The sequence below is a fragment of the Natronospira bacteriovora genome (assembly GCF_030848495.1).
Taxonomy (GTDB): Bacteria; Pseudomonadota; Gammaproteobacteria; order Natronospirales; family Natronospiraceae; genus Natronospira; species Natronospira bacteriovora.
This window is the reverse complement of sequence record NZ_JAVDDT010000006.1, coordinates 140,492-156,395: the sequence shown is the minus strand read 5'-3', so window position 1 is coordinate 156,395 and position 15,904 is coordinate 140,492. Positions and strand designations below refer to the sequence as shown.

Here is a 15,904-nt window from a genome sequence, read left to right as displayed (position 1 = left end):
TGGCCTGCACTGGCGGCTAACGCCGCATGCCGCTTTCCTCGGTTTTCAGGCGTGTAAAATAATGTCGTGCGGCGGCCAGCACCTTCGGTGAAAGCATCAGCGTTGCCGTCATGGTGGGGATGGCCATCAGGGCATACGCGCTGTCGATGAGGCCGAAGACGGCCTCCAGGGAAACCACCGCGCCGACCACAATCAGCAGGGTGTAGAAATATTTGTACCAGTGCTGGCGTTCGGCGCCGATGAGAAAGCCCAGGCACTTGGCGCCGTAGTACCAGAAGGTGAACATGGTGCTGGAGGCAAAGATCAGCACCACGAAAGCGATTACCCAGGCCCCCAGCTCGCCGGGTAGCACATCGCCAAATGCCATGGCGGTCATGCTCACCCCGCCCAGATCCTCCTGCTGCCAGACACCGGTGACCAGGATCACCAGGGCGGTGCAGGTGCAGACGATCAGGGTGTCGATCACCGGCCCCATCATCGCCACCAGCCCTTCGCGCACCGGTTCCTTGGTTTTTGCCGCCCCATGGGCCATCACCTCGGTGCCGATCCCGGCCTCGTTGGAGAAGGCCCCGCGCATGACCCCGATGGTGATCATGCCCAGGACCCCGCCGCCGATGGACTCGGCGGTGAAGGCATCGCGAACGATGAACAGCAGGTGGCCGGGCAGATCGGCCACATGGGCGGCCAGCACCCCGGCGGTCATGAGCAGATACACCGCCACCATGCTCGGCACCAGGCGGGCGGCCACATAACCGACACGCTTGATGCCGCCAAAAATGACCGCAGCCACGATACCGGCCATCAGCAGCCCGAAGATCAGATCGAAAGTGAAGTGATTGTCAGGGTCCACCAGCTCCGCCGGCACGAAGATCACATCCCGCACGACCTGGGTGAGCTGATTGATCTGCACGATGGGCAGGGTGCCGAACAGGCCAACGACACAGAAAAAGACGGCCAGCCAGCGCCAGCGTTCACCCAGGCCTTCCCGGATGATGTACATGGGCCCGCCCTGGAGCTGGCCGATGCTGTCCCGGCCCCGGTACATGATCGACAGGGTGCAGGTGAAGAACTTGGTCGCCACGCCCACCACGGCGGTCACCCACATCCAGAAGACCGCACCTGGCCCGCCCATGCCGATGGCCACCGCCACCCCGGCGATATTGCCCAGCCCCAGGGTCCCGGAGAGTGCCGCCGACAGGGCCTGGGCATGGGTGATGTCCCCGGGGTCGTCGGGATCATCATATTTGCCCCGCAGAATGGCGATGGCGTGGCCGAAATAGCGGTAGGGGCCCATGCGGCTGTAGATCAGAAAGTACAGGCCCCCGCCCACCACCAGAATGATCAGCGGCGGCCCCCAAAGAAAGCCGGACAGGGCCTGAAAGGCCTCGCCGATGGTCTCCATGCTCTCGCTCCCCGGGCTGTGCGAACGTCACAGAGCCTAGCATTCCCCGTGCTCGGCTCGAAATCTGGGGCCTCGGGGGGCCTCACGTGGGGGATGGCAGCGTTGGACCGGCTGTTCCAAGCTGGATAGAACCAAAAACTCTGTACCTTCCGAAGGGGAGCGGGTCATGGAAAAGCTCTATCCTGAGAATCTGCTGCGTCTGCTCGCAGCGCTCATTTTGTCACTGGCCGTGGCGGTGATCCTGCCGGCCTGCGGGGGCTCGTCCAGCAGCGACGATTCCGATGCGGGGGAGAACGGCGACGATGACGACAACGGCGACGACAATGGTGATGACGACGACGATGACGACGGTTTCGCTGTCGGCGGCAATCTCAGCGGTCTTTCGGGTGGCACCCTGGAGCTGCTGCTCAACGACGATGATCTTCTGGCGCTGAGCGACAATGGCGCCTTCAGCTTTGAAACCACCCTGGACGATGGCGACAGCTATGAGGTCACCGTCGACAGCCATCCGGATGGCCAGCAGTGCCAGATCGACAATGCCAGTGGCGTCATTGATGGCGAGGATGTGGATGACGTCGAGGTGAGCTGCAGCGCCGAAGCCGTCGCCCATGCCTGGGCCGAGCCCCGCAATCAGGCAGTCGAAGTCGATTGGGATGCGGCGGGTGGCGCCAGCTACAGCCTGGTGTGGTCCACCGACCCCGACATGGACCCGGAAAACTATTCCGCCCACGATGGCAGTGGCAGCGCCAGTGACATCGAGCCCCCCTACCGGGTGGAAGAGCTGGACAACGACCAGCGCTATTACTTTGCCCTGGAGGAAGACGGTGCCGGCTTCGGGCCCGTGTTCGGCAGCCGCCCCATGGCGCCGGTGACCGATATGTGGGCCCGGGCCGTGATGTTTGATCAGGATGACAACCTCTTCTTCGGCGGGTCAATGACCGCTGGTGCCCGCATGAGCGGGGGCTTTGTGGCGCTGGAGCGGGAACACTACACGCCCCTGCCCACTGCCAAGGTGGGCGGTCGGGTTCGTGCCATGGTAAGCGATGGTGAAGATGGCTATTTCCTCGCCGGTGACTTTGATTACATCGACGGAGAGGAAAGGCAGATGCTTGCCAGGGTTGACGAAGATGGTCGCCTGGACAGTGATTGGCAAGTAGATATAGATGGTTGGATGGTCAGCGAATTGCTGTTTCACGATGATCGGCTCTATGTTCGCGGTAGTTTCACCGCAATCAACGGAGCCAACGTCGATGGGATCGCCAAGCTCAACAGGCAAGGGGATGTACTGGCGTGGGAGCTAGACCATGATGCGAGCATTAACCGGATGACTATGCACGACGGCGAGATCTACGCCGTCACGACGCTGGAAATGACTGCCGGCGACGAGGAGGAAGGGGTTGCCCGCTTCGCCGATGACGGCAGCTTCCTGGGCTGGGTCGCACAGATCGATCCTGATGAGACTATCTCCCACATGACGGTTGCCGAGGATGGTGCTGTCTACATGGCAGGCAATTTTACCGAGGTTGATGGTGAGCCCAGGGATGGTTTTGCCAGGATCGATGAAAATGGTGACTTGTCGGCGCTGATGATTGACCATGGCTTCAATTGGGTCGGCGCTCTTCTCGTCACCGATGATGCCATCTATCTTGGGGAGTCGCCCTTTCCATCCCTATCCACGCCTCTGAAAGCTTTTGATCGCGACACCGGTGATGAGCTGAACTGGCCCGAGGCGCAGCCCAACTATGGCAACCTCGGCTGGTCCGTCGGGGTGTCTAACATTCAGGAAATCGATGGCAACATCCTGGTTACCGGGCTGTTTCGCTACATCGGTGGCGAACGGCAGAAAAACTATGCTCTCTTCTCGCCGGAGGGAACACTGCTTGATGGGCCGGAGTTGCGTCTGCCCCGGGGTGCGAGCCGGGTGATTGTCGAGGACGACCGCCTGCTTTTCGCGACCACGGGCACGGTCTGGGATCTGCAGGATCCCCGTGGCATTGGCACACTGGATATGGCCGGTGAGTTTCGCGACTGGGGGCCTGGCATGGGTTCCACGGTCACAGCCTTTGCGGAGACTCATGACTATATCTATGTGGGTAGCCTGGGCGAGCGCACGGCTGAAGGGATTCGAGTCGATGGGGTGGCCCGTTTTGATCGGCTTACCGGGGCCTTTGATCTGGGTTGGCAGCCTGATCTGGAGCTGGAGGATGGCAGCTCCCTCCCCAACCCCCGGGTTACGCGGCTACACGCCCTGGGCGATGCCATCGTCATGGGTGGCAGTTTCGCCGAGGTCAATGGCACCAACCGCAATGGTTTTGTCGCCCTGGATGCCGGCGGCAACGTGCTGGCGGACTTTCCTGATCCTGAGGGTGGCAGTATCGGGACCATGGATGGCTCCGATGATGTGCTCTATGTGGGTGGTGATTTTGACACCCTGGACGGGCAGTCCCGCGATTATATCGCCGCCATCGACGCCGATGGCAATGTCACCTCCTGGTCACCGGAGCTCGACGGATCAGTGAGGCATATCAGCTACCACGACGGCATAATTTACGTGGCCGGCAATTTCGACACCGCCAATAGTACCCCCCGTGACGGTTTTGCAGCCTTCAACACCGATGGTGTACTTCAGCCGTGGAATCCGTCTTCGGATCTAGATGCCCAGTTCGGTCTTGGTGCCACCTCGCTGGGTGTATTCATCGCTGGCGACTTCCTGGAAGTGGATGGCCAGGAGCGTGACGGGATTGCTTTGGTGGATAAGGACTCGGGTGCAGTGAATGAGGATTTTGAGCTCCTTGCTGGCCCGGGTGCCAACCTTGTCCCCGTGGCTGATGTCGCCGAACGGAGTGATGGTGTCGTTTGTATGGTGGTTTCCAACTGGGTAGGCCAAACTGCCGACTATTATGATGGGCAGACTCGGCAGGGCCTGATCTGTATCGATCAGGACCTGTCCCTTTACTGGTAAACCGCTATTTGGCGTGAGCTGTACGAAGAGGGGCACCCAAGGGTGCCCCTTTTTTTGGTTCATCGCGGAAAAGCGGGGAGGGACGAGCGGTTTTGGGGGCGGCGGGTTGGCGGGCACGCCCCCGCCAACCCGCCGAATCACCGCTCTGGAAAGGGTCTTGGTGGCCCTGACCAGAACCGTGGGAAACAGGGATGTTTCCCTCGAGCCTACAAGGACGTATTCACGGCGTGTTCTGGGCAGGGCCACCAAGACCCGCCCCGGCAACCTCGCCCGAATTTCCTCCCCGCTTTTCCGCGAAGAGCCCTTTTCTTCCTTGCAGCGATGTTTTCGGATGGATGGTATGGTTTGGCACTTTCCCGCCATGTTTGACGGAGCCCCTGAAAGTGATCGATCTCAGAAGTGACACCGTGACCCGGCCCACCGCGGCCATGCGCGACGCGATGATGGCCGCCGAGGTGGGTGACGATGTGTACGGGGAAGATCCCACCGTGAACCGCCTGGAGGCGTTGGCGGCGGAACGACTGGGCCTGGAGGCCGGCCTGTTCCTGCCCTCCGGCACCCAGAGCAATCTGGCCGGCCTGCTCGCTCACTGCCAGCGCGGGGACGAATACATCGTCGGCCACAACGCCCACACCTATCAGTATGAAGGCGGTGGTGCCGCGGTGCTGGGTGGCATTCAGCCGCAGCCCCTGCCCCTGGACGATCGCGGTTGCATGGATCCCGCGGCCGTGGTGGCGGCCATCAAGCCGGATGATGCCCATTTCGCTCGAACACGCCTGTTGTGCCTGGAAAACACCTGGTGGGGGCGACCCCTGCCCATGGACTATCTCGATCGCATGCAGGCGCTGGCCCGCGATCATGGCCTGGCCTTTCACCTGGACGGTGCCCGTGTGTTCAATGCCGCGGTCAGCCATGGTGTGCCGGTGGCCGACATCACGGCTCGTTTCGACTCGGTGTCCTTCTGCCTGTCCAAGGGCCTGGGCGCACCGGTGGGCTCGGTGCTCTGCGGCAGCACTTCCTTGATTCATGAGGCCCGTCGATGGCGCAAGGTTCTGGGCGGCGGCATGCGCCAGGCCGGCATCCTGGCGGCGGCCGGCATTCATGCCCTGGAGCACCATGTGGATCGCCTCGCCGATGATCATCGCCGGGCCGCCTGGCTGGCGGATGAACTGGAGGCCACCGGGAAGCTGGCGGTGGATCGCAGCGGCAGCAACATCCTCATGGTGCGGCCATCGGGTATGGCGGGTGAGGCGCTGGCGGCAAGGCTGCAGGATCAGGGGGTACGGGTGAACCCGGGGCCAACCCTGCGCCTTGTCACCCACCTGGATATTGATGACGCCGCCATCGAGCAGACCGTGGCCGCCTTCGGAAAGAGCCTGGCGGCATGACAGCCTCCATCCGGGTTACCGACGCCAGCCGCCTCTTCTGCGTGGGCCGCAACTATGCCGACCACGCCCGTGAAATGGGGGCGGAGCGCCCCGCGCAGCCGGTCTTCTTTCACAAGCCGGGCAGCGTCCGCCAGGCGCCGGGAACGGCCAGGCTGCCCTTCCACCTGGGGCGGCTGGATTTCGAGGGTGAGCTGGCGCTGTTGCTCAGCGGTGAAACGGAGCGGCCCATTGCCGGGTTGGGCCTGGCCGTGGATCTCACCCTGCGCGACGAACAGAGCCGACTCAAGGCAGAGCGCCTGCCCTGGGACGTGGCCAAGGCCTTCGACGGCAGCGCCCTGCTGGGTGATTTTCATGAATGGCATGGTCTGCCGGGGCAATTGCCGCCCGATCTCGGCCTGGAAACCTGGCTCAATGGGGAATGCCGTCAGCGGGGCACGCTGGTCGATATGCTGTTCAGCCCTGCCGACCTGCTGCCGGCCCTGTCACGTTATTGGCGCCCGCGTGCCGGTGATGTGGTCCTCACCGGTACACCGGCGGGGGTAGGCCCGCTGGCGCCCGGAGATGTGCTAGAAATGAAGTGGCGGGGGCTGAATGCACCCGAACAGGAACCCCGGTGGCGAATGGAGGCCATGCAATGAACTCAATGAAGGGGCTGGGCGGCTTGGTCGCCTGGCTGATGATCTGCTTCTCGGCTTCCCTGTTCGGCATCCTGTTTCCGCCGGGGGAATGGTACGCCGCCCTCGACAAGCCGGCCTGGAATCCGCCCGACTGGGTCTTCGGCCCGGTCTGGACCCTGCTGTACGCCATGATGGCCGTGGCCGCCTGGCGGGTCTGGTGGCGCCGGGGGTTGTCGGCGGCCCGGCTCGCCCTTGCGGTCTTTCTGTTCCAGCTGGTTCTCAATGCCCTGTGGTCGGCCATCTTCTTTGGTCTGCAGATGCCGGGGGCGGCCTTTCTGCACATTCTCATCCTGCTGGCCGCCATCACCCTTACCATGGTGCTGTTCCGGCGCGAGGACCCCATGTCCGTCTGGCTGCTGCTGCCCTACTGGCTGTGGGTCGCCTTCGCTTCCGTGCTCAATTTCACCCTGTGGTGGATGAATTGAAGCCGGCCCACGCGCCGCTTCGCAAGTCATCGGAGGGGAGGTAATCCACGTGCCAAGAAGGGATATCGAATTTGCCCCCAAGGACCAGCCCCTGCGGGATGATGTCAGCGAGCTGGGTGCCCTGGTCGGTGCCATGCTGCGGGAGCAGGGTGGCGTCGACCTCTACCGGCGGGTTGAAGAGGCCCGGCGCAATGCCATCCGCCGCCGGGAGGGGCACCGCATCGCCGCCGAACAGCTGTCCGAATCCGTGCAGGGCCTGTCCGCGGACAATGCCGCTGCCCTGATCCGGGCCTTTTCCACCTATTTTCAGGCGGTTAACCTGGCCGAGCGCGTCCATCGCATCCGTCGTCGTCGCGACTATGAACGGGACGATATTCCCCAGCCTGACAGCCTGCGCGACAGCCTGGAGCGCCTGCATGCCGATGGCGTCAGCCGGGAAGCCGTGATCGAGGCCCTGGATCGGGTACAGTTCGTGCCGGTGTTCACCGCGCATCCCACCGAGTCCATGCGCCGTTCCCTGCTGGAAAAGCAGCAGCGCATGGCCCGTCTGCTGGTCAGCCGCATGGATCCGGATCTGACCCCGCGGGAGGACCGGGCGGCGAAGGAACGCATTCGCATGGAAATCACCGCGGCCTGGCAGACGGAAGAGCATCCCAGTCAGCGCCCGAGCGTGGCCGATGAAATGGAGCATGTGCTGTTCTATTTCACGGACGTGCTGTACCGGGTCATTCCGCCCTTCTATGAAGCCATGGAAGAGGCCCTGCGAGCCGTCTGGCCGGAAGCGGAACTGCCCGAGCGTTTGCCGCCGCTGGTTCGCTTCGGATCCTGGGTGGGTGGCGACATGGACGGCAACCCCAACGTCAATGCCGACACCATCCGCGAGACCCTGGCCGAGCATCGGCGCCTGGTCATTCGCAGTTATCTGGGCGAGCTCAACGAACTCTACCGCCGTCTCAGCCAGGGCCTGTCACGCGTGCCGGCCAGCGACGCCCTGCTTCAGCGACTGGAGGCCTACCGTCAGGCCTGGCCGGAGCCGTTGGAGGATATGCCGCGCCGCCATCTCGACATGCCCTATCGCCTGATGATCCGCTTCATGCAGCACCGCCTGCAGGCCGCCCTGAATGACGCGGCGGCGGCCTATGAACGCCCGGGTGATTTCGTCGATGACATTGTGCTCATGGCCGACAGCCTGCGGGAGAACCTGGGCGAGCATGCCGGCCTGTTCTCGGTCCGTCGCCTGTATCGGCGTGCCGCCACCTTCGGTTTCCACATGGCGGCCCTGGACGTCCGCCAGGACTCCGCCGTGCACCGTCAGGCCATTGCCGACTGGTTGAACGATCCCGCCTGGCTCGAGCTGGCCCCGGAAGAGCGCGCCGGGCGCATGCGGGAATGGCTGGCCGCTGACAGCCTGCCGGAGGCGGCGGGTGATTCCGACGTGCTCGCCAGCACCCTGGCCGTGTTCGAAGCCATCGCCGAATGTCGCCGGCGCTTCGGGGATGCGGCCATCGGCACCTACATCATCAGCATGGCCCAGGGCCCCGAAGACCTGTTGGCCGTGCTCCTGCTGGCCCGGATTGCCGGCCTGGCGGACGAGGCGGGCCAGGTTGCGCTGGATATCGTGCCGCTGCTGGAAACCGTGCCGGATCTCCAGCGCGGCCCGGAGATCCTGGATGAAGTGCTGGCGGATCCGGTCTATGCCGGACATATCGCCGCCCGGGGTCAGGCCCAGGAAGTGATGGTGGGCTATTCCGACAGCAACAAGGAGTCCGGTATCGCCGCCTCCCGCTGGGCGGTGCAGCAGGCCCAGTCCCGGATCGTGGCGGCGGCGGAACGCCACCGCGTGGAGCCGCGCATCTTTCACGGCCGGGGCGGCAGCACCAGCCGGGGCGGCGGCAAGGTGCCCCAGGCCGTCATGGCCGCCCCGGCGGGCAGCGTGCGTGGCCGCCTGCGGGTGACCGAACAGGGCGAGGTCATCAGCGCCAAATACGGTCTTCGCTCCATCGCCATGCGCAGTCTGGAGCAGAGCGTGGGCGCGGTGCTGCGTGCCAGCATGCCGGGCCAGGCCACTGTCCCCGGCGAGCGCTGGTGCGCCATCATGGAAACCATCGCCGACGCCAGTCGTGCTGCCTTCAGGGGCCTGGTGTACGAGCGGGAAGGCTTCGAGGCATTCTTCCGCCAGGCCACGCCCATCGATGTCATCCAGCGCATGTCCATGGGTTCGAGACCGGCCAGTCGCCGCAAGGGCCAGGGTATCGAGGATCTGCGCGCCATCCCCTGGGTGTTTGCCTGGACCCAGTCACGGGCCTTGCTGCCGGGCTGGTACGGGCTGGGCGCCGGCCTTCGCGCGGCCGAGGAGAAATACGGTGGCGAGGCCCTGGCCGAGGCCGCCCGGGAGTGGCCCTTCCTGCGTGGCCTGCTGTCGGATGTGGAAATGGTGCTGGCCAAGTCCGACATGGCCATCGCCAGCCGCTACATGAGCCTGGTGGATGACTCTCACCAGGCCATCTTCGACCATATTCGCGAGGCCCATGACAGCACGGTGCAGCAACTGCTGGCCGTCAAGGGGGAAGATGAACTGCTGTCGGACGATCCGGTCCTGGCCCGTGCCATTCGCCTGCGCAATCCCTATGTGGACCCCATGAGCCTTCTGCAGGTGGATCTGCTGTCACGTTGGCGTGCCGGTGATCGTCGCGATGACGCCTTGCTCAATGCCCTGATCGCCTCCGTCAATGGCATTGCACAGGGCCTGCAGAATACCGGGTGACGCTCGGCACCGGAACGGGATAAGCTGTGACCATTGTTTGATGAAACGACGGTTGAACCAAGAGGGGACGGGATGATGCGTGCAGTAACCATGATCGCCTGGATTGGCATGACGGTGTTGATGACGGCTTGTGCCGGCAACAACGCCACCGAGGAGGACAATGTGAATGGCAATATTGAATTCAGTCAGCTGGCCCAGGGCAACAGCAGTGATGTAAAGGCCGAGCGCATGACCGTGGTTCGGGATCAGCAGGCACTGGACCGGATTTGGTCCGAGGTTCGCCATGGTCGTGAACGTCCGGCGGTCGATCTGGAGTCGGAGATGGTGCTGGCCATTTTCATGGGAGAGCGACGCACCGGCGGCTATCAGGTGCGTGTCCAGGAAGTGGTACGCGAGGGAGAGGGCTTTCGTGTCCATGTTCGCATGACGGCGCCGGGGCCCAACTGCATGACCACCCAGGCCTTCACCCAGCCCTGGCAGCTCATCAGCCTGCCGCGAGTGGACGGGCCGGTGGAGTTCGACGTGGAACAGCGTGAGGTGGACTGCTGACCACCCCTGCATCCGGGTGGAAAGACAACATGGAAGGCAGCGCCCGGTTCGTGACCGTGCCTGCTTGACGAGATCCCAGCTCCCTTCCCGCTGCTGGCGGCCCGCGTTCACCGCGAAGGGATCAGAGGTTCCCAAGGAGACTTGCCAGGTATGTCACAGCCGAATCGCTGTCAGGGCTGCGAAGTGGTGTCCATGCCCCCGCAGTCAGCCGGTACCCTGCACATCGCACCGGCCGTTCCCCACACCCGCAGGAAAATCACCGACGCCGCACGCGCCCTGTCCATGCCCTGTCACGAGGAGATGACGGGTATCGTCGGTGTGGAACTGTCCGACGGTCATCTGGACAAGCTGCTCGCCGCCCTTCTCAATCGCCTGAGCGAGCCCGAACGGGCTCAGTCCAATGCCCTGTTTCTCAATCAGGGTGAGGAGCTGACCATGGCCGGACTCATGCAGTCGGGACCACTGGAGCGACTCACCAGCCGTGCAGAAAGCCGATGGCTGGTGGAGCTGATGGAACAGGATCGGCTCTTCGCCCATTTTCATCCCATCGTCACCATGGCCTCTCCTCACGAGGTGCATGCCCACGAATGCCTGCTGCGCGGACAGGATGAGCAGGGAAGGGTGATCCCGCCCTTCGATATCTTCTCGGCCGCCCGTCGTGCCGACCTGCTCTTTCACCTCGACAGGGCGGCCCGACTGACGGCGATCCGGGACGCGGTCAGACATGGCCTTTCGTCCCGCATCTTCATCAATTTCAATCCCACGGCCATCTACGATCCCGCCTTCTGTCTTCAGACCACCGTGCGCGCCACCCAGGATGCCGGCATTGCGCCGGATCGTCTGGTCTTCGAAGTCATTGAAAGCGACCAGGTGGAAGACAGCAAGCACCTGCTCGACATCATGAACTTCTATCGCCGTGCCGGTTTCGGTGTCGCCCTGGATGATCTGGGTGCCGGCTATGCCTCCCTCAACCTGCTGTCCTCACTGCGGCCCGACTACGTGAAGTTCGATCGGGAACTCATTCGGGAGATTGATGCCAACCCCTACAAGCAGAAAGTCTTCTCCAAGCTGGCGGAGATGGCCAGGGATCTTGGTGTGCGTACCGTGGCCGAGGGCGTGGAGACAAGGCCGGAATGGGATTACCTGGCCGATCAGGGTATTGATTACGTGCAGGGTTTCCTGCTCTGCAAGCCGGACGCCCCGCCACCAACGGCCCGCATCCCCGAATGATTCATTGACAGGAATTGATCAAGGAGCAGTCACTTGAAGGGTGTTTTTCTCGATTTCGATACCGTCTGCCACGAGGGCGATCTTCACACCACGGAGCTGGACGCCGTCCTTGATGCGTTCGTGACCTGGCCGGTCAGTGCCCCGGAGGAGATCCCCGGGCGCCTGACCGATGCCGAGGTGCTGCTGACCAACAAGGTGAAGGTGAGTGCTGCCGTCATGGACAGCGCCCCGAAGCTCAAGCTGATCTGTCTTGCGGCAACCGGCTTTGACAACGTGGATGTGGAAGCGGCGAAAGAGCGCGGGATTGCCGTCTGCAATATCACGGCCTATTGCACCCGCTCGGTGGCCCAGCATGTGTTCACCCTGATTCTTGCCCTCAATCAGCACCTGGATGCCTATCGTCAGCGCATGCGGGAAGGCGACTGGGAACGCTCCCCCCATTTCACCATGCTGGATTACCCCATTCATGAGCTGGCCGGTCGTAGCCTGGGCATCATCGGTTACGGTGAACTGGGGCGCGGCGTCGTGCGGCTGGCGGAAGCCTTCGGCATGGAAGTGCTGGTGGCCGAACGCCCCGGTCATGAGGGGCCGTTGCGGGAAGGCCGGCTCCCCCTGGCGGCCGTGCTTGAGCAGTCCGATATCCTCAGCCTGCATTGTCCGCTCACCGAGCATACCCGCAATCTGATTGACGCGGACGCGCTCCGGCGCATGCCGGCTCACGCCTTGCTCATCAACACCGCCCGCGGTGCCGTGGTGGATGAACAGGCCCTGGCCGATGCCCTGCGCCAGGGCGAGATTGCCGGTGCCGGCGTGGATGTGCTGAGCCAGGAACCCCCGGTGGACGGCAACCCCCTGCTCGCCGATGACATCCCCAACCTCATTCTTACCCCCCACATCGCCTGGGGCGCCGTCGAAGCTCGCCAGCGAGCGTTGGATGAAATGGCAATGAATGTGCGCGCGTTCCTGGAGGGGGAAAAGCGCAATCGGGTGGTTTGAAGGGCAGGAGCAAAGATTAAGGAGCAAGGAGCAAGGAGCAAGGAGCAAGGAGCAAGGAGCAAGGAGCAAGGAGCAAGGAGCAAGGAGCAAGGAGCAAAACCCGGGGCTCGGGAATGGCACCGTGGGAGCGGATTCATCCGCGATGACAATCCACCAGTCTGGCACGCCGGTGTTCTTCCTAATCGTAGTCGTAGTCGTAGTCGTAATCGTAATCGGCATTATCGGGGCCTGAAAAGGCCGATTACGACTACGACTACGATTACGACTACGAGAAAAACAACACTCGCAAACAGCAGGTTCTTCAACCAATGTCGTCGCGTTTCACCGACATTCCCGCCGTCAACGCCATGCGCATGGCGTCCTCCATTGAAATATCCACGGCGCGGATGCGGTCGCGGGGAATGAACAGGGTATAACCACCCACCTGGTAACTCATGGGCATGTAAACGGCAATGCGGTCCTCGCCGCCAATGCCTTCCGGCAGGCCGCTGAAATCCTCGCGGGTGACGAAGCCGAGCAGTTCAACCTCCGGATCCTTCGTGGGGCGAACCATCACCACCTTGTTGAAACGATCCTTCTTGTCGCCGGTGATGAACTGGACCAGGTCACGAAAGGCGCCATAGACCGTCTTCACCAGAGGGATACGATCCATGATGGCGCCGCCGAGACCGAACAGGCGCCGTATGGGCGCGGTCTGGGTCAGCAGCCCGACACCGAAGACAAGACCGACAGCCAGTACCACGCCGGTACCGGGAATGTAGTATTCATCCGGCAGCACCAGCCGAACCAGGCTGCCCAGCCCGCTTTCCGCGCTCACCACCAGCCAGATCGCCAACCACAGGGTCACGACAGCGGGCAGCAGGGTCGCCAGCCCCGTGAGAAAGACTTTCCCGATTTTCCGCATGATCGGCTCCTTGGTTAAAAGTGCCTTGCATCCCCCCACTATACCCACCAAAACGCAACTCCGTTATGCTCGTTGTCGTTGTCGTTGTCGTTGTCGTTGTCGTTGTCGTTGTCGTTGTCGTTGTCGTTGTCGTAATCGTAATCGGCTTTTGGCTTTTTTCTTTTTGCCTTACCTGGGAAAACCCGATTACGATTACGACTACGATTGCGATTACGAGAAAACCGACAGGCTGAGGGTTTTTCGTCTTTTGGCTCGCGGCTCGTTGCTCGGAGTTCGTCGCTGATTTCATAATGCCGACAACGACAACGACAACGACAACGACAACGACAACGACAACGACAACGACAACGACAACGACAACGACACAAATGCGTAGGGAACGTATTTGAACTCGCGCTCTGCGCGAGGCCCCGACCGCAGGGAGGGGTAAGTCTCATGGATGAGACGTATAACGACAACGACAACGATTAGGATAGAAGCCCCGACAATTGAGGCTCCGTCGTCCCCATGAAAACCCTCATCCTCTGGTTTCGCCGCGATCTGCGCCTGAGCGACAATCCCGCGCTGCGCGCCGCGGTGGATGTGGCGGAGACGGTGATTCCGGTCTTTATCCATGCTCCGGAGGAAGAGGGGCAATGGGCGCCGGGCGAGGCCGCGCGCTGGTGGCAGCACGAGAGCCTGGCCTCGCTGGCGGACCGGCTTGCCGAATCCGGCAGCCGGCTCATTCTGCGCCGTGGCTCCACCCGAGAAGTGCTGGCGGATCTGCTCGCGGAGACGGGTGCCGAGGGCGTGTACTGGAATCGTCTGTACGAACCCGCCCTGGTGGAACGAGACCGGTCTATCAAACAGTGGTTGCGGGCAGAGGGGCATGAGGCGCGCAGCTTTCAGGCGGCCCTGCTGGTGGAGCCCTGGGCGATGCGTACTGGCAAGGGTGAGCCCTATCGGGTGTTCACGCCCTTCTGGCGGGCCTTCGGCAAGCGGGGTTCGCCGCGTTCACCTCGACGCAAACCCGGAACCCTGCGGCCGGCCACGAATTGGCCCCGCAGCGAGTCCCTCCAGGCCCTGGGGTTGTTGCCCGCCGTTCGCTGGTATCCCAGGCTGGCGTCCTGCTGGCAGCCGGGAGAGGCCGGTGCCGAGGCGGCACTCACCCGTTTTCTGGATCGCGGCCTGTCGAGCTATCACGAAGACCGCGACCGGCCCGCCGTGGATGGCATTTCGCGACTCTCGCCCCATCTCCATCACGGCGAACTCAGCCCCTTTCAGGCCTGGCAACGGGTCAGTGAACGCCTGGCGGCCCAGGCGGCCCTGACTCAGGGTGGCGAAGCCTGGCTTCGCGAGCTGGTCTGGCGAGAATTCGCCCATCACGTCCTGTTCGAGTTTCCGCACACGCCCGAGGCACCGCTATACGAGCGCTGGGCCGATTTCCCCTGGCGGGAGGATCACCAGCCGCTGCTGCGTGCCTGGCAGCGGGGCGAGACCGGTTATCCCATCGTGGATGCCGGCATGCGGGAGTTGTGGCACAGCGGCTTTATGCACAATCGGGTGAGGATGGTCGCTGCTTCCCTGCTGGTGAAGAACATCCGTGCCCCCTGGCTGGCGGGTGCCCGCTGGTTCTGGGACACCTTGGTGGATGCGGATCTGGCCAACAACACCATGGGCTGGCAGTGGTCGGCGGGCTGCGGTGCCGATGCCGCGCCCTATTTCCGTATCTTCAATCCCTTCACCCAGTCCCGGCGTTTCGATGGCGACGGGGCGTATATCCGCCGCTGGCTGCCCGAGCTGGCCAGGCTTCCGGACAAGGCACTGCACGCCCCCCATGAGGCGGAGGCGTCACTGTTGCAGGCAGCGGGTGTCCGGCTGGGGAAGGATTATCCGCGGCCGGTGGTTGATTATCGGGAGAGTCGCGCGGCCGCCCTGGCGGCGGCGAAGCAGCTGCGCTGAAGAGCAGCCTGGCTCAGGATCGGGCGGTCAGTTCCGGTCGTCCCCTTCGGTCTGGGCTTCCGGTCGGCGTCGGCGGCGTGTGCGCTGCCCCGGGCCGCGCCGTGCCGAGCGGGGCAGGCGGTCGCCCGTCTCACGAGCCACCCAGCGCAGAATCTGCCTCACCCGGGGTGAGGTCAGCTCCCAGGCTTCTTCCAGGGTGACCCAGCGGTACTCGGCATGTTCCGGCCGCCCCAGTTCAGGGTTGACCGGCAGTTCCACCTGCCGCGTGCGTGTCCGGGCCAGGTAATAGCGGGCGATCTTGCCGCGGTTGTAGGGCCCGGTTTCGCGAAAACGCTCGCCCCAGTGGAAGTCCAGCTCCGTTATGGTGGTCTCTTCTTCCACTTCACGCAGGGCCGCCTGCTTGGGGCTTTCCCCGTCCTCCACCTTGCCCTTGGGAAAGTCCCAGTGGTTCCAGGCCCGCAATAGCAGATAGCGGCGACCCTCGGTGGTCTCTCGAATCACCACGACGCCAGCGGAAAGAGGGTCACCCTTGATGCTCATGTCCATCAGTATAGCCGTTTCATCCTCGCGAACGGGCAGGGAATGCGCTTCCCGGGCACGCAAGGCGATGCGAACGCAAGGACCGCAGGTTCATGACATTGTGGACAAGTTTGCCGGCGGTTTTAT

12 protein-coding genes are annotated in these 15,904 nt (G+C 63.2%); 9 read left to right on the top strand and 3 right to left on the bottom strand.

The window, feature by feature from the left end; genetic code table 11:
* Positions 1-16 precede the first annotated feature (16 nt).
* Positions 17-1,402, bottom strand: coding sequence for an alanine/glycine:cation symporter family protein (locus RBH19_RS10120; RefSeq protein ID WP_306728728.1), 1,386 nt, complete (start codon positions 1,400-1,402; stop codon positions 17-19).
* 166 nt (positions 1,403-1,568) lie between these two features.
* On the opposite strand from RBH19_RS10120, the gene RBH19_RS10115 reads away from it, so the two are divergent.
* The 8 genes from RBH19_RS10115 (at position 1,569) to RBH19_RS10080 (ending at position 12,393) form a co-directional block, all read left to right on the top strand.
* Entirely contained in the window at positions 1,569-4,364 is a 2,796-nt protein-coding gene (locus RBH19_RS10115) for a hypothetical protein (protein ID WP_306728727.1), read from the top strand.
* Between the two features lie 377 nt (positions 4,365-4,741).
* On the top strand, positions 4,742-5,752 hold the full coding sequence (ltaE, locus tag RBH19_RS10110; protein WP_445353978.1) for a low-specificity L-threonine aldolase: 1,011 nt from the start codon (positions 4,742-4,744) through the stop codon (positions 5,750-5,752).
* Positions 5,749-6,390, top strand: a complete 642-nt coding sequence (locus tag RBH19_RS10105) for a fumarylacetoacetate hydrolase family protein (protein ID WP_306728725.1) — start codon at positions 5,749-5,751, stop codon at positions 6,388-6,390. Before ltaE ends, RBH19_RS10105 begins: the two co-directional genes overlap by 4 nt.
* Positions 6,387-6,854, top strand: a complete 468-nt coding sequence (locus tag RBH19_RS10100) for a TspO/MBR family protein (RefSeq protein ID WP_306728724.1) — start codon at positions 6,387-6,389, stop codon at positions 6,852-6,854. Before RBH19_RS10105 ends, RBH19_RS10100 begins: the two co-directional genes overlap by 4 nt.
* A 49-nt stretch (positions 6,855-6,903) precedes the next feature.
* A complete protein-coding gene (ppc, locus tag RBH19_RS10095; RefSeq protein ID WP_306728723.1) occupies positions 6,904-9,618 on the top strand; it encodes a phosphoenolpyruvate carboxylase in 2,715 nt (904 codons plus the stop codon).
* 72 nt (positions 9,619-9,690) lie between these two features.
* A complete protein-coding gene (locus tag RBH19_RS10090; protein ID WP_306728722.1) occupies positions 9,691-10,167 on the top strand; it encodes a protease complex subunit PrcB family protein in 477 nt (158 codons plus the stop codon).
* Between the two features lie 150 nt (positions 10,168-10,317).
* Positions 10,318-11,397, top strand: a complete 1,080-nt coding sequence (locus RBH19_RS10085; protein ID WP_306728721.1) for an EAL domain-containing protein — start codon at positions 10,318-10,320, stop codon at positions 11,395-11,397.
* Positions 11,398-11,430: 33 nt separating this feature from the next.
* Positions 11,431-12,393 (top strand): D-2-hydroxyacid dehydrogenase, encoded by a 963-nt coding sequence (locus RBH19_RS10080; RefSeq protein ID WP_306728720.1) that lies wholly within the window; start codon positions 11,431-11,433, stop codon positions 12,391-12,393.
* A 301-nt stretch (positions 12,394-12,694) separates the two neighbouring features.
* Here RBH19_RS10080 and RBH19_RS10075 read toward each other — a convergent pair whose 3' ends face one another.
* The gene (locus RBH19_RS10075; RefSeq protein WP_306728719.1) at positions 12,695-13,297 is read right to left on the bottom strand and encodes a DUF502 domain-containing protein; all 603 of its coding nucleotides are present in this window, start codon (positions 13,295-13,297) and stop codon (positions 12,695-12,697) included.
* 507 nt (positions 13,298-13,804) lie between these two features.
* On the opposite strand from RBH19_RS10075, the gene RBH19_RS10070 reads away from it, so the two are divergent.
* Positions 13,805-15,238 (top strand): cryptochrome/photolyase family protein, encoded by a 1,434-nt coding sequence (locus RBH19_RS10070; protein ID WP_306728718.1) that lies wholly within the window; start codon positions 13,805-13,807, stop codon positions 15,236-15,238.
* Positions 15,239-15,265: 27 nt separating this feature from the next.
* On the opposite strand, the gene RBH19_RS10065 is transcribed toward RBH19_RS10070, so the two are convergent.
* Positions 15,266-15,784, bottom strand: coding sequence for an NUDIX domain-containing protein (locus tag RBH19_RS10065; RefSeq protein WP_306728717.1), 519 nt, complete (start codon positions 15,782-15,784; stop codon positions 15,266-15,268).
* Between the last annotated feature and the right edge of the window lie 120 nt (positions 15,785-15,904).

What these genes read in the sequence shown, in the direction of transcription:
- RBH19_RS10120 (WP_306728728.1), bottom strand. Translation starts at nt 1,402, where the DNA reads ATGGAGACCATCGGCGAGGCCTTTCAGGCCCTGTCCGGCTTTCTTTGG.
- RBH19_RS10115 (WP_306728727.1), top strand. Translation starts at nt 1,569, where the DNA reads ATGGAAAAGCTCTATCCTGAGAATCTGCTGCGTCTGCTCGCAGCGCTC.
- RBH19_RS10105 (WP_306728725.1), top strand. Translation starts at nt 5,749, where the DNA reads ATGACAGCCTCCATCCGGGTTACCGACGCCAGCCGCCTCTTCTGCGTG.
- RBH19_RS10100 (WP_306728724.1), top strand. Translation starts at nt 6,387, where the DNA reads ATGAACTCAATGAAGGGGCTGGGCGGCTTGGTCGCCTGGCTGATGATC.
- RBH19_RS10090 (WP_306728722.1), top strand. Translation starts at nt 9,691, where the DNA reads ATGATGCGTGCAGTAACCATGATCGCCTGGATTGGCATGACGGTGTTG.
- RBH19_RS10085 (WP_306728721.1), top strand. Translation starts at nt 10,318, where the DNA reads ATGTCACAGCCGAATCGCTGTCAGGGCTGCGAAGTGGTGTCCATGCCC.
- RBH19_RS10075 (WP_306728719.1), bottom strand. Translation starts at nt 13,297, where the DNA reads ATGCGGAAAATCGGGAAAGTCTTTCTCACGGGGCTGGCGACCCTGCTG.
- RBH19_RS10070 (WP_306728718.1), top strand. Translation starts at nt 13,805, where the DNA reads ATGAAAACCCTCATCCTCTGGTTTCGCCGCGATCTGCGCCTGAGCGAC.
- RBH19_RS10065 (WP_306728717.1), bottom strand. Translation starts at nt 15,784, where the DNA reads ATGGACATGAGCATCAAGGGTGACCCTCTTTCCGCTGGCGTCGTGGTG.